We start from the raw sequence: 21,488 nt of genomic DNA, 5'->3' as shown, positions 1-21,488 counted from the left end.
GTCAGCTGGACACACGCATGCCTTTTACCCTGGTCGGCCCTTGCGAGTTTCGTGAAGAAATCCGCAAGAGCCGCTTCATCACCCTCGCCGCCCCCATCGCCAGCCCGGCCGACGCACAGGCGTTCATCGAGCAGCACAGTGACTTGAACGCCACTCATAATTGCTGGGCCTGGAAGCTCGGTGGGCAGTATCGCAGCAACGATGACGGCGAACCGGGCGGCACTGCAGGCAGGCCGATTCTGGCCGCCATCGAAGCGCAGGCGTTCGACCAGGTCGTGGTGCTGGTGATCCGCTGGTACGGCGGCATTCAACTGGGGACCGGCGGCCTGGCCCGCGCCTATGGCGGCGGTGCCAACAAATGTCTGCAGCAGGCCGAGCATCTGCCGCTGATCCAGCGTGCCTCGTTCCACCTTGAATGCAGCTTCAGTGAGCTGGCGCTGGTCAAGCTGCGTCTCGGCGAATTGAACGGTCTGGTGGAAAGCGAAAACTTCATGGCCAACGGTGTGCAGATGTCCATCGCCATCGGCCCCGAGCACACCGACACCCTGCAGCGCCAACTGGCTGACTTGAGTCGCGGCAGAATCCTTCTGCACGCAGCGCCGGAGCAATAGCCTGAGCCTTTGCGCAACATGTCAAAACTGCCCACATCTACTGTGCATCCGGCTGTGGATAAGCTGAGCACACTCCACCGCGAGCCTTGCCGGGCTTGCGTTTCAGGCCAATGATCGTTTTTTGAGCAATTGCCGTGCGTGGATCCATAAAGAGTGCAAAAACAGCCTGTTAGCGCTTCTTAGCGCCTTTGGATGTTAACCGCCGCCGCATTATTCTCACTCAACGCGCTTGCGCACAGTATCTGTGGAAGAACCTGTGGATAACAGGTGCAAGGGTCGCGCATTGGTTCAGCGCACCGCCCTCCACGTCCGCTGTACATTTTTTGTTCAAATCAAAGAGCCACATTGGCCCGCGTTCAACCTGCACGCCCCGAACTGGTGCCGAAACGAGCGCGCTCGATGGGCGAAGGCCGGTGACAGGGCCGAAAACTCCGTGCCTGGCCTTGATTCCGCGTGCCGGATGCGAATCCTGACTCCTTGGCCAGGATTTTGCTTTATCCACACGCGACCCACTTCTGCCTCAGAGCCTTTCATGTCAAACCACGCGATACCTGCGCGCCTGCAACTGCGCCACATCACCAAACGGTATCCCGGCTGCCTGGCCAACGACGCTGTCGACCTGACGATTCAGCCCGGAGAGATTCACGCCCTGCTGGGTGAAAACGGTGCGGGCAAAAGCACGCTGATGAAGATCATCTACGGCGTGACGCAGCCCGACGCCGGGACGATCATCTGGCAAGGCCAGGCGCAGACCATGCGCAATCCGGCACAGGCCAGAAGCCTGGGCATCGGCATGGTGTTCCAGCATTTTTCACTGTTCGAAACCCTCAGCGTCGCGCAAAACATCGCGCTGGCCATGGGCGCAGCGGCAGGCACGCCCAAACAACTGGAGCCGCGCATCCGCGAGGTCTCTCAACGCTACGGCATGGCGGTTGAACCCCAGCGGCTGGTCCACAGCCTGTCGATTGGCGAGCGGCAGAAAGTCGAGATCATTCGCTGCCTGATGCAGGACATTCGCCTGTTGATCCTCGACGAACCCACGTCGGTATTGACTCCCCAGGAAGCCGAGGAGCTGTTCGTGACCCTGCGCCATCTGGCTCGAGAAGGCTGCAGCATTCTGTTTATCAGTCACAAGCTGGGCGAGGTGCGCGCGCTGTGTCACAGCGCAACCGTGCTGCGCAACGGCAAGGTCTCCGGGCACTGCATTCCCGCTGAATGTTCCGATCTGGAACTGGCGCGCTTGATGGTCGGTGATGCCGAAGGGCTGACCGCGCAGTATGAGAAAGTCAGCGGCGGCAAAGCCTTTTTGCGCATCGACAAACTGTCCTGGCACAACCCGGACCCGTTCGGCTGCTCACTCAAAGACCTCAGTCTGGAAGTACGCAGCGGCGAAATCGTCGGTATCGCAGGCGTAGCCGGGAATGGTCAGGATGAATTGCTGGCGCTGCTCAGCGGCGAACAGACCTTGCCGCACGCCCAGGCGGCGACCCTGCGTTTTGAGGATGCCCCGGTCGGCAACCTGCGCCCCGATGCGCGGCGCAAGCGTGGCTTGGCATTCGTCCCGGCCGAGCGCCTGGGACATGGCGCAGTGCCGGAACTCAGTCTTGCCGACAACGCGCTGCTTACCGCCTTCCAGCAAGGGCTGGTGAGCAATGGCCTGATCCAGCGCAGCAAGGTGCGCGCACTGGCTGACGAAATCATTCGGCGCTTTGCAGTCAAGACGCCGGATGCACTGGCCCCGGCGCGCAGTCTGTCGGGCGGCAACCTGCAGAAATTCATCCTCGGTCGGGAAATTCTGCAAAAGCCGAAACTGTTGATTGCCGCGCATCCCACCTGGGGCGTGGATGTCGGCGCTGCGGCGGCGATCCATCGGGCGCTGATTGCCTTGCGCGACGCCGGGGCCGCGATTCTGGTGATCTCCGAAGACCTGGACGAATTGTTCCAGATCAGCGACCGACTCGCCGCCCTGAGCGGCGGTCAGCTTTCCGACCTTATCCCTACTGAACAGACTAGCACCGTGCAAATCGGCGGCTGGATGGCGGGACAGTTCGATCATTCTCAAACCCAAGCCCACGTGCCTGGTTAACGGAGCAAAACATGCTGCTTTCTCTGGAACCGCGCGGCCAGCAATCGCGCGCGATGTTGTGGTGCTCCCCTTTACTGGCTGCGGTGCTGACCCTGGTCTGCGGTTCGCTGCTGTTCATCGGCCTGGGCCTGAACCCTGTGGTGACACTGCACACCTTGCTGATCGCACCGGTCAGCGACTGGTACGGTCTGTCGGAATTGATGGTCAAGACCCTGCCGATTCTGCTCTGCGCGCTGGGTCTGGCGGTCGCCTATCAGGCGCGCATCTGGAACATCGGTGCGGAAGGCCAGTTGCTGCTCGGCGCATTGGCGGGCAGTGCCGTGGCGGTAAATATCATCGAGATGGAGAGTCGTTGGGCGCTGGTCATGGTGTTGCTGGCCGGCACCCTCGCCGGCGCTGCCTGGGCGGGCGTGACCGCCTGGCTGCGCACGCATTTCAACGCCAATGAAATCCTCACCAGCATCATGCTCAATTACATCGCCCTCAACTTGCTGCTGTACTTCGTCCACGGGCCGCTCAAGGACCCTGCCGGCATGAACTTCCCGGAGTCAGCGACCTTTGGCGACGCCAGCCGTCTGCCACTGCTGATGGAGGATGGCCGCGCGCACATTGGGGTGTACTTCGCCCTGTTCGCGCTGGTCGCGGTGTGGGTGTTGCTGCAACGCAGTTTCGTCGGTTTTCAGATCAAGGTGCTGGGCTTGGACAAGCGTGCTGCCGGGTTTGTCGGCTTCCGTGAAAAACGCCTGGTCTGGCTGGCTCTGCTGATCAGCGGCGCGCTGGCCGGGCTGGCGGGCGTATCGGAAGTGACCGGGCCGATCGGCCAGTTGGTGCCGCAGGTCTCGCCAGGTTATGGCTATGCCGCGATCACCGTGGCCTTTCTCGGCCGCCTCAACCCCATCGGTATTCTGTTCTCCAGCCTGTTGATCGCCCTGCTGTATCTGGGTGGGGAAAGCGCGCAAATGACCTTGAACCTGCCGTTGGCAATCACGCAGTTGTTTCAGGGGATGATGCTGTTTTTCCTGCTGGCCTGTGATGTGCTGATTCTCTACCGCCCACGTCTGAAACTGCACTGGGCCAAGCGCCAGATGACACCCGTCACAGGAGCCGCATGATGGATATCGACCTGCTGAGCAACATTTTCTACGCCATGGTCCGTTGCGGAACCCCCTTGCTGCTGGTGGCGCTGGGCGAGCTGATTTGTGAAAAAAGCGGCGTCATCAACCTCGGTCAGGAAGGCATGATGCTGTTTGGCGCAGTGATCGGTTTCATCGTCGCCCTGAACACCGGAAACCTCTGGCTCGGCGTGCTGCTGGCAATGCTTGCAGGCATGCTGCTCTCGGCACTGTTTGCCTTGGTGGCACTGGTGTTCAACGCCAATCAGGTCGCGACCGGGCTGGCGCTGACCATCTTCGGTGTCGGCCTTTCCAGCTTCGTCGGGGCCGCCTGGGTCGGCAAACCGTTGAGCGGTTTCGAGCCGGTCGCCATCCCGCTGCTCAGCGACATTCCGCTGATCGGCCGCATGCTGTTTGCTCAGGACCTGCTGGTCTACCTGTCCTTCGCCTTGTTCGCGCTGGTCGCCTGGGCACTGCTGAAAAGCCGCGTCGGGCTGATCATCCAGGCCGTCGGTGAAAACCCCGATGCCGCCAGCGCCATGGGCTTGCCGGTGTTGCGCGTGCGCACCCTCGCGGTGCTGTTCGGCGGCGCGATGGCCGGGCTGGCCGGGGCTTATCTGTCACTGGCCTACACGCCGATGTGGGCAGAAAACATGAGCGCCGGGCGTGGCTGGATTGCCTTGGCACTGGTGGTTTTCGCCAGCTGGCGCGTGTGGCGCCTGCTGCTGGGTGCCTACCTGTTCGGTCTGGCCAGCATTCTGCACCTGGTCGCGCAGGGCATCGGCCTGGCCATCCCATCCAACCTGCTGGCGATGCTGCCGTATGTGGCCACCATCATCGTCCTCGTCCTGCTCTCCCGCGACGCCCTGCGCACCCGGCTGTATGCGCCGGTATCGCTGGGCCAGCCCTGGCGGGCGGGGCATTGATGGGCGGATTTGAAAAGTGGCGAGGGGATTAGCTTCACTCGCCAAGGTCGTGCCGAACACGACAGATGATAGAAGAGCTAGACGTTGATTCAGCAGAGGCAACAGCGTGCAATGTTATCCAAACACGGCCTGTTGCCAATGTCCCTCGCTCACGATAGCAATAGGCACTCCCGCCTCCCTTAGCTCAACAGCCTTTTTGATCTTTAGACCGTAACTGCTATGTAGCCATTGGTCATTCCCCAGGCTTCCAACGATCAGAAAGCTGGTTTTTTTTGTGAGACCGCTACAAATCTGGCCGCCTCGCTCAAGGACGAGTTCTTCGCAATGCTTTCGGGGCCCATATGCCATTGTTCCGGTGAACATGAAAAGACGGTCGTTCCAGTCAAGCACCGGTGCCGGATTATTGAGCGGTAACGTGCCCGGGATTGAAAAACCATCAGAAGAGAGGCTCTGGCCTCCACTAAACTGCTTAAGCAGGCTGAATAGCTCTATGGACTCCTCTGCATCAAGCACGCCGTCACTCAGCATATTGTTCAGTCGGCGATACAGGAGATTGACGACAGGATCGTCAAGATGGGTGAGGTTTCCCTCAACCCATTCTTTGAGAAAAACGGCCTCCGCTTGATTGATTGATCCATCTGCGCAAAGTCCAGCACTTATTCCAATCAAAGCGTCCACGGATCGTCTGTCTATGCGTGCCTGATTAAAAAAGCGACTGTTCTGAAACTCCTGATGTAAGTCGACCATCCATTTTTTCTCCTGGCTTATATGCCTCAGCAGCCTTGCGGAGGTATTTAGATCAATCCGAAGTGAACGTCACGACAATTTTCGTTAATGAACACACGAGCTGATATTTTTTTGCACGGTCAATATTCAGATCCTCACCTCTCAGCCCCTGCCATTGAGCCAAGTACTTAAAAGATCCAAATTTTTTACGCAGCTTCATTTTGCTGGAAACTCCGCCTTTCCATGCAAGAATCGGCAGCTCGTTTTCCAAACATTTTTTGGCCAGGTCTTGCGAAGTGGCTGCGAGCTCACGTCCGTTTTCCCAGCACTGGATTATGCCCTCGTCCTCCGCATCCCATACCTCAGCATGGGTTAGCTCAACTCTTGGCGGCGCATCATTTTTACGAAAGAAACGAGTCATGATCCGGACTCCTGCCGATCACTGACTGGTGGAAAATCTGTTCCGTACCGAAGATAAGCAATAACAGCACTCTGCGTCGTTTCCAGAATCCGATCATTTATAAGACCTGATTGAGTTTCATTGAGACGGTAAAGCGTCACCAACGCATAGCCATCCTTTCCTTTGGAGGCACTAGATATCTGTGTCCCACGTAGATCAGTTTTCAGTGCTGCGTTCCAGTCACTGGTTGCAAGTGGGGTATTGAAGATAAGTGACCTGCTAGACAAGCGTATTCCATCCTCACTTAGCAGGTGGTTATAACCTTTAACTCCTCCGTTGTCCTGAGGAAGAAGACTGTAGCCAAGGGCAGCGGTATGAACACGGTGAACTGCAAAATGCCAACCACGCAGGAAATCTCCTTCATAGAAGTCATCGTGAGATATCCACACGTGCTTGGCTTTCTTCGGTGAATGGTTAGAACGATCTTCGGGTGCTGGCTTCGACATCAGCCTCTCCATGGCTTGTATGATCCCTGCTTGTACCGGTGGAAACAGATGATGTCAATATGACTCCTGAGAACCGCTAACCGGCCATAGCTGCACTGCCGTCCAGATCAACTCAATCACCAGAAATCCGATCAACAGGCTACTCGCACCATGGGCCAGTGCATGAGCTTGCCATGTTGCAAACAGCAATCGACCTGCTGCGTCGTAGCGTCCGAAAACCGGCTGCGGGTCGCGGATTCGCAGAACAGCCCACACGCAGACAATCGAGCCCAGCAAATTCGCCATCAGCGCCTGCATCGGTGCGAATTCAGGCAAGTCTCCAGGTAGATTCCAGTGTTGGCTCAATGCCGTCAGAGCACTGTGCAATGCTGCAAAACTCCACGGGGTTACAAAGGCTCCAGTGACGATCAAGTCATACCAGGCGCTAGACCGGACCACACTACGATATCGCTTGACACTCCACATGAAAATGCTTCCTGGTTGATTAAGATTCCAACAGGCTAAAGGCTGGAGTACGCTCCAGGGTCAAGCATTCAAAGGACTGATTATTTATGCGTATCGGTGAGCTGGCCAAAGCTGCAGCTGTCAGTCGTGACACGTTACGTTTTTATGAGCAACGCGGACTGATTGTCGCGCAACGCAGCGCAAACGGATATCGCCACTACCCAGCAGAGACGTTACAGCTAGTGCAGTTCATCAAAGTGGCGCAACGGTTGGGTTTCACCCTGAACGAAGTGGGCAGCAACGTTGCCGAATTGTGGAGAGTTCCAGCACCGGACGTTGCGATCGCCTTATTGCTTCAGGAAAAGCTGGCGCTGATTGATGCCCGCATTACTGAACTCAGTGAGTTACGTAGCGAACTGCATCAGCGTTTGGGTCAGCAATGCCCGTTGCAGCATTGACTACTCTTTATTAAGAATCTCTCTATATTGAAACTGCCAAGGAATCATTCATGACCACTACCAAGAAAACCGCTCTGATCATCGGTGCTTCGCGTGGCCTGGGGCTAGGGCTGGTGCAGCGCTTGACCGAACAGGGCTGGCACGTCACCGCCACCGTACGTGATCCGCAAAATGCCGAAAACCTGAAAGCAGTCGAGGGCGTGCGCATCGAAGCGGTGGATCTGGACGAAACCGCCTCGCTTGAAGTGCTGGTCCAGAAGCTGCGCGGTGAGGTGTTCGACGTGCTGTTCGTCAATGCCGGCATCAGCGGCGCGGCACACCAAAGCGCTGCGAAGTCGACCGCTGCCGAACTGGGGCAATTGTTCCTGACCAACGCGGTGGCACCGATTCGTCTGGCCGAGCGCTTCGTCGATCAAATTCGTCCCGGCACGGGCGTCCTGGCGTTCATGAGTTCGTGGCTGGGCAGCGTCACTTGCCCGGATGGCGCCAACCTTGCGCTGTACAAAGCCAGCAAAGCCGCGCTCAATTCGATGACCAATACCTTCGTTACAGAGCTGGGCGAGAACCGTCCTACCGTGCTGTCGATGCATCCGGGTTGGGTGAAGACCGACATGGGCGGCGAAAATGCCGCTATCGACGTCATGACCAGCACCACCGGGCTCGTCGAACAGCTCAATGCCTACGCTGGCAAAGGCGGCCATCACTTCATCGATTACCAGGGCAAGACGATTGCCTGGTAACCGGCCGCTCGACTAGAATCGCCGTCCTTCGCCGGGGCGCACCTGACCCCGGCGACCCTGGATCAGCAGACAGGGCAACACTGAGCTGGCTAACCTGAACCTGTCTTTCAGAGGAGCCGGCCCATGCCCGCGATCCGTATCTGGTTGAAAAATCCCCTTGCCGTGTTTACTGCCAATGACCTGGACGCCCGTGGCGGTCTGGTCATTGAAGGCGGCGTCATCACTGAAGTGCTGGCCGCCGGGCAGCTCCCGTCAAAGCACTGCAATCAAACGTTCGATGCCCGTGAGCATGTGCTGCTGCCGGGGTTGATCAACACGCACCATCACTTCTATCAAACCCTCACGCGGGCCTGGGCACCAGTGGTCAATCAGCCGTTGTTCCCCTGGCTGAAGACCCTGTACCCGGTATGGGCGCGCCTGACACCGGACAAGCTTGCGGTCGCCAGCAAGGTGGCGCTGGCCGAGTTGTTGCTGTCCGGGTGCACGACCGCTGCCGACCACCACTATCTGTTTCCCGATGGGCTGGAGCACGCTATCGATGTACAGGTGCAGAGCGTCCGGGAACTGGGCATGCGCGCGATGCTGACACGCGGCTCGATGAGCCTGGGCGAAGCGGATGGAGGCTTGCCGCCCCAGCAAACCGTGCAGCAGGGCGAAGTGATTCTGGCCGACAGCCAGCGCTTGATCGAGACCTACCATCAGCGTGGCGACGGCGCACAGATTCAGATCGCCCTGGCGCCCTGCTCACCGTTTTCGGTCACGCCGCAGATCATGGCCGAGAGTGCGGCCATGGCCGAAAAACTCGACGTACGCTTGCACACCCATCTGGCCGAAACCCTCGACGAAGAAGACTTCTGTCTGCAACGCTTCGGCCTGCGCACCGTGGATTATCTGGACAGTGTCGGCTGGCTGGGTCCGCGTACCTGGCTGGCCCATGGTATCCACTTCAACCCCGACGAAATCGCCCGTCTCGGCGCAGCAGGTACGGGTGTCTGCCACTGCCCGAGCTCGAACATGCGCCTGGCCTCCGGCATTTGTCCGACCTTGGACCTGCTCGCTGCTGGCGCGCCGTTGGGGCTTGGGGTCGATGGCTCGGCGTCCAACGACGCATCGAACATGATCCTGGAAACCCGCCAGGCGCTTTATCTGCAACGCCTGCGCTACGGCGCCGAAAAAATCACCCCACAGCGGGTGCTGGGCTGGGCCACCAAGGGGTCGGCGCAATTGCTCGGACGCACTGACCTCGGTGAACTGGCGGTGGGTAAACAGGCTGATCTGGCGTTGTTCGAGCTGGACGAACTGCGCTTTTCCGGCAGCCATGATCCGCTGTCAGCGCTGCTGCTGTGCGGCGCGGACCGTGCCGATCGGGTGATGATCGCAGGGCAATGGCGAGTGATTGACGGCCAGGTCGAAGGCCTGGACATCAAGCAACTGATTGCCGATCACAGCCAGGCCGCGCGCGAGTTGATTCAGGGCTGAACGTGCGCAACGATAATCTCGACTATCGTGCGACGCTCCGCGTCGGCATGCCGTTCAGGACGCTCTGCGTCATCTTGCGACGCAGAGCGTGGGAGCAATAGGCCCTAAAGCCCCAGACACGACAGCATGATGAACGTCGCGAACAGTACGAAGTGGGTCATGCCTTCGATGGCGTTGGTTTCGCCGTCGTTGAGGTTGATGGCGGACACCAGCAGGGTGATGAGGATCATCACGGTCTGCACCGGGGTCATGGCCATCTGGAAAGGCTGGCCACTGTAAAGCGCCATGGCTTCCATGACCGGAACGGTCAGGATCACGGTCGACAGCGACGCACCCAACGCGATGTTGACCACCGACTGCATGCGGTTGGCCAGCGCGGCACGCAAAGCCGTGAGAATCTCGGGCGCGGCTGAGATGGCGGCGACCAGAATGGCGGTCATCACCGGCGGTGCACCAGTACCTTCCAGGCCCAGGTCAACCGTCTTCGACATCACTTCAGCCAGCGCACCGATCACCACCACGCCCACAACCAGTGTGGCAATTGAGCGGGTCAGATTGACCGGCTCTGCATGCTCTTCAGCCGGATTGGAGCCCTGGCTCTGACGCTTCTTCTTTTCCGGGTAGCTGTAGCTGAAAAAATAACTGTGCGGCCCGACCTGCATGCGCAGGAACAGGGTGTAGAGCAGGATCATCGCGCCGATGGTAAACGCCGAATAGATCTTCCAGTCCCCCTCGGGAATGAACTCGGGTACGACCATCGACACACCCATCGCGGTGAGGATCATCACGCTGTAGGTGCGCGCCGAATCATCGTTGTACGACTGCTCGCCGTGTTTGATACCGCCCATCAGCGCCGCAAGACCGAGGATGCCGTTGATGTCGAGCATCACCGCCGAATAAATCGTATCGCGCACCAGCGTCGGCGACGGCTCGTTGCTCATCATGATCGCCAGGATCACCACTTCGACCGTTACCGCCGACAGCGTGAGGATCATCGTGCCGTAAGGATCGCCGACCTTTTCCGCCAGCATCTCGGCGTGATGCGCAACGCGCATCGAGGCGCAGATAATGAACGCAACCAGCGCCAGACCCGAGACCAGCGCAACCACCTGACCATTGCCTACCAGCACATGCTCCAGTGGATAAGCGACGAACATGGCAATGATTGCCAGCAACAGAAACTTTTCTTGCTTGAGCAATGCGCCCATTTTTATTCCCCAAACCTTGCGACATCGCCGCGGATGTACATGAAGGTGGCCAACAGTGAAGGCTGTCAGAGTAGCGTGTGTGACAAAAGGTTTCATAAAATAGCCCGAATGAGAACGGCACTCACGCGTAAATGACTTTTGATCCCGTCGCCGCGATGTGAAATAGTGCCCGCCGTTTTCATCAATAGCGCCCGCCGTTTTCTTCGCGGCCTTCAGGGCGCGCCTGCTTTTCATGATTCCGCTTTGTTAGAAAGGACCTTTGCCATGCGTGCTTTTCGACTTCCGCATCTGCTGGCTTGCGGCCTGCTGACCCTGATCGCGAGCGTCTCCCAGGCCGCGCCTATCGACATCGATGACGGCCAACACAAAGTCCACCTGCCTGACACCCCCAAGCGCGTGGTCGTGCTGGAATTTTCGTTTCTCGACGGACTGGCATCGGTCGGCGTGACACCCGTCGGCGCGGCGGACGATGGCGATGCCAACCGCGTGCTGCCCAAGGTGCGCAAGGCCGTCGGTGAATGGCAGTCGGTGGGCCTGCGTTCGCAACCCAATATAGAAGTGATCGCGCGGCTCAAGCCGGACCTAATCATTGCCGACCTCGGTCGCCATCAGGCGCTGTACAACGATCTGGCCAGCCTGGCGCCGACGCTGATGCTGCCGTCACGCGGTGAGGATTATCAGGGCAGCCTGAAATCTGCCGAGCTGATCGGCGTCGCGCTGGGCAAGGGGCCGCAGATGCAGGCGCGCATCGCGGAAAACCGCCAGCACCTGAAGACCGTCGCCGAGCAGATTCCGGCCAACACCAACGTGCTGTTCGGCGTCGCCCGCGAAGACAGCTTCTCTGTGCATGGCCCGCACTCTTACGCCGGCAGCGTGTTGCAGGCGATTGGTCTGAAGGTCCCGGAAGTACGCAAAAACGCCGCGCCAACCGAATTCGTCAGCCTGGAGCAACTGCTGGCCCTGGACCCGGGCTGGTTGCTGGTCGGCCATTATCGCCGTCCGAGCATCGTCGACAGCTGGAGCAAGCAGCCGCTGTGGCAGGTGCTGGGCGCGGTGCGTAACAAGCAGGTGGCTGAAGTGGATGGCGACAGCTGGGCGCGCAATCGCGGGATCATGGCCTCCGAGCAGATCGCCGACGATGCGCTTGCCGTGCTCAAGGGCGGCAAGGCCGTGCTGAACCCGTAAATGCGCCGCTGGCTGATGGCGGGCGTGATCTTAGCGGCCTGCCTGGGATTGTTCTGGGTGTCGCTGTTCGCCCTGTCGTCGTTCAGCATTCGGCAGGTAGATGCCTGGAATGGACTGATCACACAGGGCCGCGAGGGTGGCAATATCGCTTACATCGTCGCGCAACTGCGCGTGCCACGTGCCTTGTGCGCGGCATTGGTTGGTGCCTGCCTGGGCGTGGCCGGCGCGCTGATGCAGGGCATCACCCGCAACCGTCTGGCCTCCCCGTCATTGTTTGGCGTTACCGCAGGCGCAGCATTAGGGCTGGCGCTGTTTTCCACCGGTCTGGTCGCCCTGCCCTTCCCCGGTGGCGCACTGCTGATGACCTGCCTTGGCGGTGCGCTGGCGTGGATCACCGTGTTCAGTCTTGGCGGTGCCTGGTCACCCGCCACGGCTCAAGGCCGACTGGTGCTGGCAGGCGTTGCCGTCGCAGCACTGTGCGCCGCATTGACCCGCCTCACCGTGATTCTCGTCGAGGCGCAGGCGCAAAGCGTCCTCAACTGGCTGGCAGGGTCGCTGGCCAATGTCGGCGCCGCGCAATTGCAACTGCTCTGGCCCTGCACGCTGATCGGCGTGGTGCTGGCGGTGGCCTGTGCGCCACGCCTGAACCTGATCAACCTCGGCGAAGACGCCGCGCGTTCGCTGGGCGTGCGTATCGGCGCGTTGCGCCTGCTGGTATTCGTGGTCAGCCTGCTGCTGGTCGGCGCCAGTGTCTGTGCAGTCGGGCCGATCGGCTTTGTCGGCCTGATCGCGCCGAACATCGCTCGCCAGTGGCTGGGCAATGACTACCGCTGGCTGATCCCGATCAGCGCCGGCCTGGGCGCGGCCATCGTGCTGGCCTCGGACCTGATCAGCCGTGCCGTGGCCTTCCCCGTGGAAACACCGGCCGGGGTGGTGACGGCACTGATCGGCGCGCCGTTCTTTCTGTTTCTGGCGAGGCGTGCGCTATGAACCACCCGCGCTCAAGGCTGTTGCTGCTGATGACTCTGCTGGCACTCGCCCTGCTGCTGAGCCTCAGCGCTGGCACCGTATGGCTGACACCCGACGCCGTGCTCGATCACCTGATCGCTCACGACAGCAAGGACTTCGAGGTCTGGAATCACCGCCTGCCACGCGGTCTGATCGCAATCATGACCGGCTGCGCGTTCGGCCTGGCTGGCGCCATCGTGCAAGGCGTGATTCGCAATCCGCTGGCCTCGCCGGAAATCCTCGGCGTCACCCAGGGTGCCGGACTGGCGCTGACCATTGCGATTATCGGCCTGCCGCAGTTACCGGTGTCGGCGCTACCGTTTGTGGCGTGTCTGGGCGGGGCGGCGGGTGCGCTGCTGCTGGCGTTGTACAACACCGGCGTGCAGTTTTCCGGCGTGCGTTTCGCGCTGTCCGGCGTCGCGATTGCGGTGACGCTGTCGAGCATCACCGAATTCCTGATTCTGTCCAACCCGCTGGATATCAACACCGCCCTGCTGGCGCTGACCGGCAGCCTGTGGAGCCGCAACTGGCACCACGTCTTGCTGGCCACGCCGCTTCTGCTGCTGATCCCGCTCAGCCTGCTGCTGGCCAAACCGCTGAACCTGATCGGTCTTGGCGATGAGGCCGCGCAGAGCCTGGGCACCGGCCTCACGCGTACGCGCTGGCTGGCGATGGGCAGTGCCGTGCTGTTGACCAGCCTCGGGGTTGGCATTATCGGCCCGGTGAGCTTCGTCGGTCTGGTCGCACCTCACATGGCCCGCCGTCTGGTCGGCGGTCATCATCAGTACCTGCTGCCTGCTTCCATGGTCCTCGGCGCGTTATTACTGGTGCTGGCCGATACGCTAGGCCGCACGCTGATCGCACCCAGCGAAATTCCGGCCGGGATTCTCACGGCAGTGATCGGCGCTCCGTATTTCCTCTGGCTGCTGGCCCGATTCAAAGGTTGATCCCATGACTATTCTGAAGGCGCAGCACCTCGACATCGGCTACGGCGCGACGCGCATCGTGCAAGACCTGTCGTTCAGCCCGCCGCCTGCGCAGGTCACTGCGCTGATCGGCCCCAATGGTTGCGGCAAATCCACCCTGCTCAAGGCCTTCGCACGGATTCTCACCCCGCAATCGGGCAGTCTCAGCCTGGATGGCACCGCCTACGGTCAGCTGTCGGCCAACGAACTGGCGCGCAAGGTGGCTTTTCTGCCGCAAGTGCTGCCAATTCCAGAAGGCGTCAGCGTACGCCAGTTGGTGGCGTACGGTCGCAGTCCGCACAACAGCCTGTGGGGACGCCTGAGTGGAGCCGATCAGCACAGTGTCGATCAAGCCTTGCAGCGCATGGAGCTGGACACACTGGCCGAGCGTCCGCTGTCCGATCTGTCCGGCGGGCAACGACAACGCGCCTGGCTGGCGATGATCCTTGCGCAGGACGCGGCCATCGTCCTGCTCGACGAGCCGACCACCTATCTGGACATCAGCCACCAGGTCGAACTGCTGGACCTGATGCGCGAACTGAGTGCCGAAGGCAAGACGGTGATTACCGTGCTGCACGACATCAATCAGGCCTGCCGCTACGCCGACCACCTTGCGGTCATGCAGGGCGGACGCATGGTGACCTGCGGCGCGCCGGGCGATGTGCTGACGGCCGAGCTGGTCTGCCAGGTGTTCGATGTGCAAGTGCAGATCATGCGCGAACCTGTGGCAGGCACGCCGATGTGCATCGTCGAGCGCAGTACGCGCTGCACCAGTTAGCGGCGCAGCTCACAGCGTCTGCACCTTCCCGCCGCACTCTGGCTATACACAAAACTGCTCTTGATTCTGGCCGAAGGCCGTAGGAGCGACCGGGGCGGCGATCCGCATTGTTCGCGAAGAAGATCGGTCAGACGATGATTTTTCGGAGTATATATCGGCCCTTTCGCCAACAAGTTCGCTCCCACGCCCTGCGGGCAGAAACCTGAAAGTCACATATTCCAGGCTCATCGAAACCTATGTACAACAATAGGCGCGCTGCGCAGGGAAGCAAGCCCGCATCGTAAGTTGTCCTGTTGGTCAGTTAATTGCATTGCTCGGGTAGGCATTCCAACAAGACCGCAAGGAGCTAGACCCGATGCACCTGACCAACCCACGTCGTCCCCTGAAAAAACTGCTGTGCGCCGTCGCCGCTGTTGTCGGCATCGGCTCCAGCCTGCTCGCCTCGGCAGCCGATCCGCTGAAAGTCGGCTTCGTCTACATCGGCCCTATCGGCGACCACGGCTGGACCTATCAGCATGAACAGGGCCGTCAGGCGATGGTCAAGGCGCTGGGTGACAAGGTCACCAGCAGCTACGTGGAAAACGTGCCGGAAGGTGCAGACGCCGAGCGGGTTATCCGTAACATGGCCAAGGGCGGTTACGACCTGATCTTCAGTACCTCGTTCGGCTACATGAACCCCACGCTGAAAGTCGCCAAGCAGTTCCCCAAGGTGAAGTTCGAGCACGCGACCGGCTACAAGCAGGACAAGAACATGGGCACTTATCTGGCCCGTACCTATGAAGGTCGCTACGTGAGCGGCTACATCGCGGCGAAGATGACCAAGACCAAGAAGATCGGTTATGTCGCCTCGTTCCCGATTCCTGAAGTGCTGCGCGACATCGACGCCATCCAGCTGGCGCTGAACAAATACAACCCGGGTACCGAGATCAAGGTGGTGTGGGTCAACTCCTGGTTCGATCCGGGCAAGGAAGCCGATGCGGCCAACGCGTTGATCGATCAGGGCGTGGACGTGGTATTCCAGCACACTGATAGTCCTGCGCCGATCCAGACCGCCGAGCGTCGTGGCGTGTATGCCGTCGGTTATGCCTCGGACATGGCTCACTTCGGACCGAAAGCAGTGCTGACCTCCATCGTCAACAACTGGGGCCCGCACTACATTCAGGCCGCCGAAGGCGCCATCGCGGGTACCTGGAAACCACAGGATTATTGGGGCGGCCTGAAGGAAGGAACGGTCGAATTGCCGATCAGCGACGTGGTGCCTGCTGACGTGAAGGCCGAGGCGCAGAAGATCATCGCCAGCATCGAAAGCGGCGAATTCCACCCGTTCACCGGCCCGATCAAGGACCAGAACGGCACTGTGAAAATTGCTGACGGCGTGGTCGCGACCAACGCCGAGCTGGCGTCGATGAACTACTACGTCGAAGGCATCAAGGCCGAGCTGCCGAAGTAATCAGCCCGTCAGCTGCCTGACCATCGTGCCTGCCGCGCCAGGCACGATCATCGACACTTCCCTTTCAGGACCGGTTAATGGACCAGCTTCCCGTCATCGACATCGCCCCGCTCTACGGCACGGACACTCAGGCCTGGCAGGATGTCGCCCGGCAAATCGACAGTGCCTGTCGGGCGTGGGGTTTCTTTTACATCAAGGGCCACCCGATCAGCGCGCAACGCATCGAACAGGTGCAATCGGCGGCAAAGGACTTCTTCGCCCGGCCTGCAGCTGAAAAGCTCCTGATCGACATCACCCAAAGCACGCACCATCGCGGCTACGGCGCCATCGCCACCGAACAACTGGACCCCAGCCTGCCGAGCGACCTCAAGGAAACCTTCGACATGGGCCTGCATCTGGATGCCCGTCATCCCGACGTGCTGGCGGGTAAACCGCTGCGTGGGCCAAACCGGCATCCGGACATTCCCGGCTGGGAAGCCCTGATGGAACAACACTATCTGGACATGCAGGCGCTGGCGCAAACCCTACTGCGCGCCATGACCCTGGCACTGGGCATCGAGCGCGATTTCTTCGATCAGCGCTTCAAGGACCCGGTCAGCGTGCTGCGCATGATTCATTACCCGCCGCGTGGTACGGCGACCTCGGCCGAGCAACAAGGCGCAGGCGCGCATACCGATTATGGCTGCATCACCCTGCTGTATCAGGACACGGCGGGCGGCTTGCAGGTGCGTGATGTGCATGGCGAATGGATCGACGCGCCACCGCTTGACGATACCTTCGTGGTCAATCTGGGCGACATGATGGCGCGCTGGAGCAACGATCGTTATCTGTCCACGCCGCACCGGGTCATCAGCCCGCTCGGGGTTGATCGCTACTCCATGCCGTTCTTCGCCGAACCGCACCCCGACACGCGCATCGAATGCCTACCCGGTTGCCAGAGCGACGATCATCCGGCCCGCTATCCGGTGACCACCTGCGCCGAATTTCTGCTGTCGCGCTTCGCGGATACCTACGCTTATCGCCGCGAACAGGAGGCAAGTTGAACGTTCGGTCAGGTTTTACCCTGCGCAGCGACGTGCATCTGTAGAATGCCCGGGATCTGCACCTGATGAGAAAAGAATATGTACGACTGGTTGAACGCCCTGCCCAAGGCAGAACTGCACTTGCACCTCGAAGGCTCGCTGGAACCCGAGTTGCTGTTCGCCCTGGCCGAGCGCAACAGGATTGCCCTGCCGTGGGATGACGTCGAAACCCTGCGCAAGGCGTATGCCTTCAACAACCTGCAGGAATTCCTCGATCTGTATTACCGGGGCGCAGACGTATTGCGCACCGAGCAGGACTTCTACGACCTGACCTGGGCCTACCTGCTGCGCTGCAAGGCACAAAACGTTATCCACACCGAACCGTTCTTCGATCCGCAAACCCACACCGACCGTGGCATCCCGTTCGAAGTGGTACTGGCCGGGATTACCGGTGCGCTGAAAGACGGCAAGTCGAAGCTGGGCGTCGACAGCGGCCTGATCCTGAGCTTCCTGCGTCACCTGTCCCAGGAAGAAGCCGAAAAAACCCTCGATCAGGCGCTGCCGTTCCGTGATGCGTTCGTCGCCGTGGGCCTCGACAGCTCGGAGATGGGCCACCCGCCGAGCAAGTTTCAGCGTGTGTTCGATCGCGCGCGCAACGAGGGCTTCCTGACCGTGGCCCACGCTGGGGAAGAAGGTCCGCCCGAATACATCTGGGAAGCACTGGACCTGCTGAAGATCCAGCGCATCGACCACGGTGTGCGCGCCATCGAAGACGAGCGGCTGATGCAGCGCATCATCGACGAACAGATCCCGCTGACCGTCTGCCCGCTGTCCAACACCAAGCTTTGCGTGTTCGACGACATGGCCCAGCACAACATCCTCGACATGCTCGAGCGCGGCGTGAAGGTCACCGTCAATTCAGACGACCCGGCTTACTTCGGTGGCTACGTGACCGAGAACTTCCACGCGCTGTACACCCACCTGGGCATGACCGAAGATCAGGCCAGACGCCTGGCGCAAAACAGCCTGGATGCACGACTGGTCAAGCCCTAGAGAGTGATTGAGCGGCTACCCCCATCGCTCCTGACGCTCCGCGCCGCAGAGGACGCAGAGCGTCCGGAACTGCATGCCAACGCGGAGTATTGGCACGATAGGGGAGGAGCGCGCCACACCTGTCGCTCCGTCAGGCCGCCGCTGCGATCTTGCTGATTTCCCGCTGCCCACTGGATGAGACCTGCAAGGTGCTGGACTCTTCAGTGGTGCGCAGCCAGCCCATCTGAATGAACAGCTGCAACAACCCCGCCCCCAGCGCGCCGCCCAGATGCGGGTTGCGATCGTTCCATTTCGGACAGACACAGACCGTTTCACGCTTGCGTTGCGCCAGCGCGGGTATATAGATGCCGCGTTCGGCAAATCTGGCCACCCCCTTGCTGGTGACCTCGACGCGCTTCTCCTGCTGTTCTATCCAGCCGGCTTCCAGCAGGCGCTGATAAAGCTCGGCAGCCATTTCGCCACCCAGATGATCGGAGCAGATTCTTGCGCGGCGTAGCGGTAAGGGCGGCGTGGGCTGGGCAAAGCGACGATTGATCTGTTCAGCACTGGCCAGCGAAGCACAGGCCAAGGCCTCGACCGCCGCCCCCACTTCCGGCGCAGCGAGGCGAAAGAAGCGCTTGCGGCCGCGGACCTCCTGTTTCAACAGACCGCCACTGGTCAGCCGCGCCAGATGGGCGCCAGCAGAAGAAGTCGAGAGTCCCGCCAGGATTGCCAATTCATCGGCAGGGCGAGCAGTACCATCCATCAGTGCCCAGATCATTGCGCTGCGCTTGGGGTCGGCCAGCAAGGTTGCGATCTGGCTGATGCAAGGTCCGTATTCCATGTGTTCACTCCCTGTTGAAACATTCATCTATGGTGATGACTGGGTGAAAGCAATCACGCCTCGATAGAGTTGAACGTGGCTCTTATATGTCATGACAAGTATAAACTCTATGCCCTGCGCCCCCGGTGGGTGAAAAACGCCTCTTACAAACGGTGGGCACACCACGACGCAAAAAAACGCCTGACTGTAGAGCGCGCCTTGAACACCAAGTTGTTACCACGGCTACGCCGCAACCCCTCTATACAAGGGGTTTGCAGCGACACTTCAAAAGAGGATTAAAAAGACAAGCGTAATGGCTATGACAAAAATGCCAAATCCACTCAACAACAGTCAGTTTCAACTTTATTCCGGCAGCGAAACTTCGCGTTATTGAACGGCCTTCGAAAATTATATTTTCCGACACTTCCGAAGGCCATTTCCTACTGGGGCGCGGCGATTAAAACACGCTCGCGGACGACAGACTTACAGCATGTTGCTTACACCGTGACCTGAGCATTTCCAGTAACAGAATGACAGGCTTGCTGAGTTGCGCACGATGCGCGCACAACAGGTTCAATGGCGCACGCTCCCCGATCAGGTCAGGCATCAATACTTTCAGGTGCCCGGCCCGCACATCTGCGGCCACGTCCAGCCAGGATTTGTACGCCACACCTTCGCCCGCAACCGCCCAGCGGCGCACGACGTCGGCATCGTCGCTGAACCGGTTGCCGCTGACCGTCAGACTGATTTCGCGCTTGCCGTCGTTCAGCGTCCAGCGGTCATGAACGCGATCGCCGAGCATGAACAGCAGGCAGTTATGCTGCGCCAGTTGCTCGACCTGATGCGGCTCGCCATGACGCTGCAGGTAACTCGGCGCCGCACACAATACCCGGCGGTTGTCAGGCAACACCGGCAGGGCGACCAGGCTGGAATCTTCCGGCTCGCCGTAGCGCAGCGCCACGTCGACAGGCTGGCGGAACAGATCGGCAATACGATCACCCAGCAGCAGACGCACAGTCAGTTGCGGGTGCTGCTGTTGAAATTCGTCGAGCCACGGCAACAGCACGTTGCGCCCCAGATCCGAAGGTGCCGAAAGTTGCAGCACGCCCTCGCAACGGTCCTGGCTGCTGGCCAGCAAGCGCCGCCCCTCCTCGAGGCTGCCCAGTGCAGCACGCGCGTATTCCAGAAACCCCTCGCCTTCGGCAGTCAGGCGCAGGCTGCGCGTCGAACGGGCCAGCAAGCGCGTCCCCAGCTGCCGTTCGATACGCTTGAGCGCCGCGCTGGCTACCGCCGCAGACATGTCCATGACCCGCGCTGCGGCAGAAAGGCTGCCCAGATCCGCCGCACGTACGAACAACTGCAAGTCATCAAAACGCAGCATCAAGGCCTCGTATTATCAAAATAAAATTGAAAGAGCCTGCCGTTTTAGCGGGTTTTATCTTTACTGGAAATAGCCAATGATCTCTTCATCATTTTTTATTTCGGAGAGGACCCTGACATGAAAGCCATTGCGTACTACCAGTCCCTGCCCATCAGCGACGTAAAATCATTGCAGGATATCGAACTGCCCGAGCCGACTGCTGGCGATCGCGATCTTTTGGTCGAGGTCAAGGCCATCTCCGTCAACCCGGTGGACACCAAGATCCGCCAAAACGTCCAGCCTGAGGACGGTGCAGGCAAGGTGCTCGGCTGGGACGTGGCGGGTGTGGTGAAGGCCGTCGGCAGCCAGGTCACGCTATTCAAGCCGGGCGACAAGGTGTTCTACGCAGGTTCCCTCACCCGGCCGGGTGCCAACAGCGAGCTGCACGTGGTGGATGAACGCATCGTTGGCCACATGCCCAAGAGCCTGAGCTTCGCCCATGCGGCGGCGCTGCCGCTGACAGCCATCACCGCCTGGGAACTGCTGTTCGAGCGACTGCAGATCCCGCAGCAAAAAGGTGAAGGCGCACACAGCCTGCTGATCGTCGGCGCCGCCGGTGGCGTGGGTTCGATACTGACCCAGCTGGCGCGCAAACTGACATCGCTGAAAGTCATCGGCACCGCCTCGCGGCCCGAAACCGAAAGCTGGGTCAATGAACTGGGTGCGCACCACGTGCTGAATCACAGCAAGCCGCTGAGCGAAGAGCTCAAACGCGTCGGCCTCAAACACGTGACTCATGTGGCGAGCCTGACCCAGACCGAACAGCATCTGGATCAGCTCGTCGAGGCGCTCAAGCCACAAGGCAAGCTGGCGCTGATCGACGATCCCAAGTCGCTGGACGTGTCGAAACTCAAGCGCAAGAGCCTGTCGCTGCATTGGGAGTTCATGTACACGCGGTCGATGTTCGAAACCGAGGACATGATCGAGCAGCACAATCTGCTCAACCGGGTTGCCGAGCTGATCGACGCCGGAACATTGAAAACCACCTTCGGTGAGCACTTTGGCACCATCAATGCCGAAAACCTGCGCCGCGCTCATGCCTTGCTGGAAAGCGGCAAGGCCAAGGGCAAGATCGTACTGGAAGGCTTCTGAGCCGTAGAGGTCTGCGC

General features: G+C 60.1%; 22 protein-coding genes. 15 read left to right on the top strand and 7 right to left on the bottom strand.

Annotation, left to right across the window (positions count from 1 at the left end):
* The first annotated feature begins 17 nt into the window (after positions 1-17).
* From V476_RS14450 to V476_RS14435, 4 genes are all read left to right on the top strand, one after another.
* The gene (locus V476_RS14450) at positions 18-611 is read left to right on the top strand and encodes an IMPACT family protein (RefSeq protein ID WP_024961427.1); all 594 of its coding nucleotides are present in this window, start codon (positions 18-20) and stop codon (positions 609-611) included.
* A 532-nt stretch (positions 612-1,143) separates the two neighbouring features.
* The gene (locus tag V476_RS14445) at positions 1,144-2,697 is read left to right on the top strand and encodes an ABC transporter ATP-binding protein (protein WP_024961426.1); all 1,554 of its coding nucleotides are present in this window, start codon (positions 1,144-1,146) and stop codon (positions 2,695-2,697) included.
* An 11-nt stretch (positions 2,698-2,708) separates the two neighbouring features.
* Entirely contained in the window at positions 2,709-3,809 is a 1,101-nt protein-coding gene (locus V476_RS14440; RefSeq protein WP_004414954.1) for an ABC transporter permease, read from the top strand.
* Positions 3,809-4,735, top strand: a complete 927-nt coding sequence (locus tag V476_RS14435; RefSeq protein WP_003414641.1) for an ABC transporter permease — start codon at positions 3,809-3,811, stop codon at positions 4,733-4,735. Before V476_RS14440 ends, V476_RS14435 begins: the two co-directional genes overlap by 1 nt.
* Before the next feature lie 114 nt (positions 4,736-4,849).
* On the opposite strand, the gene V476_RS14430 is transcribed toward V476_RS14435, so the two are convergent.
* From V476_RS14430 to V476_RS14420, 4 genes are read right to left on the bottom strand one after another with little or no spacing between them, the layout of a single operon-like run.
* A complete protein-coding gene (locus V476_RS14430) occupies positions 4,850-5,482 on the bottom strand; it encodes a BRCT domain-containing protein (protein ID WP_024961425.1) in 633 nt (210 codons plus the stop codon).
* A gap of 52 nt (positions 5,483-5,534) precedes the next feature.
* Positions 5,535-5,885, bottom strand: a complete 351-nt coding sequence (locus tag V476_RS14425) for a hypothetical protein (protein WP_373365902.1) — start codon at positions 5,883-5,885, stop codon at positions 5,535-5,537.
* Positions 5,879-6,367, bottom strand: coding sequence for a hypothetical protein (locus V476_RS28235; protein ID WP_146050763.1), 489 nt, complete (start codon positions 6,365-6,367; stop codon positions 5,879-5,881). Before V476_RS28235 ends, V476_RS14425 begins: the two co-directional genes overlap by 7 nt.
* Positions 6,368-6,421: 54 nt before the next feature.
* Positions 6,422-6,832 carry a hypothetical protein gene (locus V476_RS14420; protein WP_024961424.1) on the bottom strand — a complete coding sequence of 137 codons (411 nt, stop codon included), beginning with the start codon at positions 6,830-6,832 and terminating at the stop codon, positions 6,422-6,424.
* An 86-nt stretch (positions 6,833-6,918) separates the two neighbouring features.
* Between V476_RS14420 and V476_RS14415 the strand changes: the two genes are divergently transcribed.
* From V476_RS14415 to V476_RS14405, 3 genes are all read left to right on the top strand, one after another.
* Positions 6,919-7,269 (top strand): MerR family transcriptional regulator, encoded by a 351-nt coding sequence (locus tag V476_RS14415; protein ID WP_024961423.1) that lies wholly within the window; start codon positions 6,919-6,921, stop codon positions 7,267-7,269.
* 50 nt (positions 7,270-7,319) lie between these two features.
* Positions 7,320-8,009: an SDR family oxidoreductase gene (locus tag V476_RS14410; RefSeq protein ID WP_003414639.1), complete on the top strand. Its 690-nt coding sequence runs from the start codon at positions 7,320-7,322 to the stop codon at positions 8,007-8,009.
* A gap of 123 nt (positions 8,010-8,132) precedes the next feature.
* Positions 8,133-9,488, top strand: a complete 1,356-nt coding sequence (locus V476_RS14405) for an 8-oxoguanine deaminase (RefSeq protein WP_024961422.1) — start codon at positions 8,133-8,135, stop codon at positions 9,486-9,488.
* Positions 9,489-9,592: 104 nt separating this feature from the next.
* Here V476_RS14405 and V476_RS14400 read toward each other — a convergent pair whose 3' ends face one another.
* Positions 9,593-10,696 (bottom strand): calcium:cation antiporter, encoded by a 1,104-nt coding sequence (locus V476_RS14400; RefSeq protein ID WP_010416835.1) that lies wholly within the window; start codon positions 10,694-10,696, stop codon positions 9,593-9,595.
* Between the two features lie 264 nt (positions 10,697-10,960).
* On the opposite strand from V476_RS14400, the gene V476_RS14395 reads away from it, so the two are divergent.
* The 7 genes from V476_RS14395 (at position 10,961) to V476_RS14365 (ending at position 18,157) form a co-directional block, all read left to right on the top strand.
* On the top strand, positions 10,961-11,881 hold the full coding sequence (locus V476_RS14395) for a Fe(3+) dicitrate ABC transporter substrate-binding protein FecB (protein ID WP_024961421.1): 921 nt from the start codon (positions 10,961-10,963) through the stop codon (positions 11,879-11,881).
* The gene (fecC, locus tag V476_RS14390) at positions 11,882-12,871 is read left to right on the top strand and encodes an iron-dicitrate ABC transporter permease FecC (protein WP_024961420.1); all 990 of its coding nucleotides are present in this window, start codon (positions 11,882-11,884) and stop codon (positions 12,869-12,871) included.
* A complete protein-coding gene (locus V476_RS14385) occupies positions 12,868-13,836 on the top strand; it encodes an iron chelate uptake ABC transporter family permease subunit (RefSeq protein ID WP_003422243.1) in 969 nt (322 codons plus the stop codon). Before fecC ends, V476_RS14385 begins: the two co-directional genes overlap by 4 nt.
* 4 nt (positions 13,837-13,840) lie before the next feature.
* Positions 13,841-14,632, top strand: coding sequence for a Fe(3+) dicitrate ABC transporter ATP-binding protein FecE (gene fecE / locus V476_RS14380; protein WP_024961419.1), 792 nt, complete (start codon positions 13,841-13,843; stop codon positions 14,630-14,632).
* 355 nt (positions 14,633-14,987) lie between these two features.
* The gene (locus tag V476_RS14375) at positions 14,988-16,082 is read left to right on the top strand and encodes a BMP family ABC transporter substrate-binding protein (protein ID WP_004407996.1); all 1,095 of its coding nucleotides are present in this window, start codon (positions 14,988-14,990) and stop codon (positions 16,080-16,082) included.
* 77 nt (positions 16,083-16,159) lie between these two features.
* On the top strand, positions 16,160-17,125 hold the full coding sequence (locus tag V476_RS14370) for a 2-oxoglutarate and iron-dependent oxygenase domain-containing protein (RefSeq protein WP_024961418.1): 966 nt from the start codon (positions 16,160-16,162) through the stop codon (positions 17,123-17,125).
* A 78-nt stretch (positions 17,126-17,203) separates the two neighbouring features.
* A complete protein-coding gene (locus V476_RS14365) occupies positions 17,204-18,157 on the top strand; it encodes an adenosine deaminase (protein ID WP_024663943.1) in 954 nt (317 codons plus the stop codon).
* A gap of 130 nt (positions 18,158-18,287) precedes the next feature.
* Here V476_RS14365 and V476_RS14360 read toward each other — a convergent pair whose 3' ends face one another.
* A complete protein-coding gene (locus tag V476_RS14360) occupies positions 18,288-18,980 on the bottom strand; it encodes an ArsR/SmtB family transcription factor (protein WP_003393423.1) in 693 nt (230 codons plus the stop codon).
* 436 nt (positions 18,981-19,416) lie between these two features.
* Positions 19,417-20,340, bottom strand: a complete 924-nt coding sequence (locus V476_RS14355) for a LysR family transcriptional regulator (RefSeq protein ID WP_004414936.1) — start codon at positions 20,338-20,340, stop codon at positions 19,417-19,419.
* 117 nt (positions 20,341-20,457) lie between these two features.
* Here V476_RS14355 and V476_RS14350 point away from each other — a divergent pair, with 117 nt between their 5' ends.
* Positions 20,458-21,471 carry a zinc-binding alcohol dehydrogenase family protein gene (locus V476_RS14350; RefSeq protein WP_024661356.1) on the top strand — a complete coding sequence of 338 codons (1,014 nt, stop codon included), beginning with the start codon at positions 20,458-20,460 and terminating at the stop codon, positions 21,469-21,471.
* Positions 21,472-21,488 lie beyond the last annotated feature (17 nt).

The organism is Pseudomonas syringae KCTC 12500 (genome assembly GCF_000507185.2).
GTDB classification, from domain to species: domain Bacteria; phylum Pseudomonadota; class Gammaproteobacteria; order Pseudomonadales; family Pseudomonadaceae; genus Aquipseudomonas; species Aquipseudomonas syringae.
Note: the sequence above shows the minus strand (reverse complement) of the source record. Positions and strands in the feature narration are given on the sequence as shown.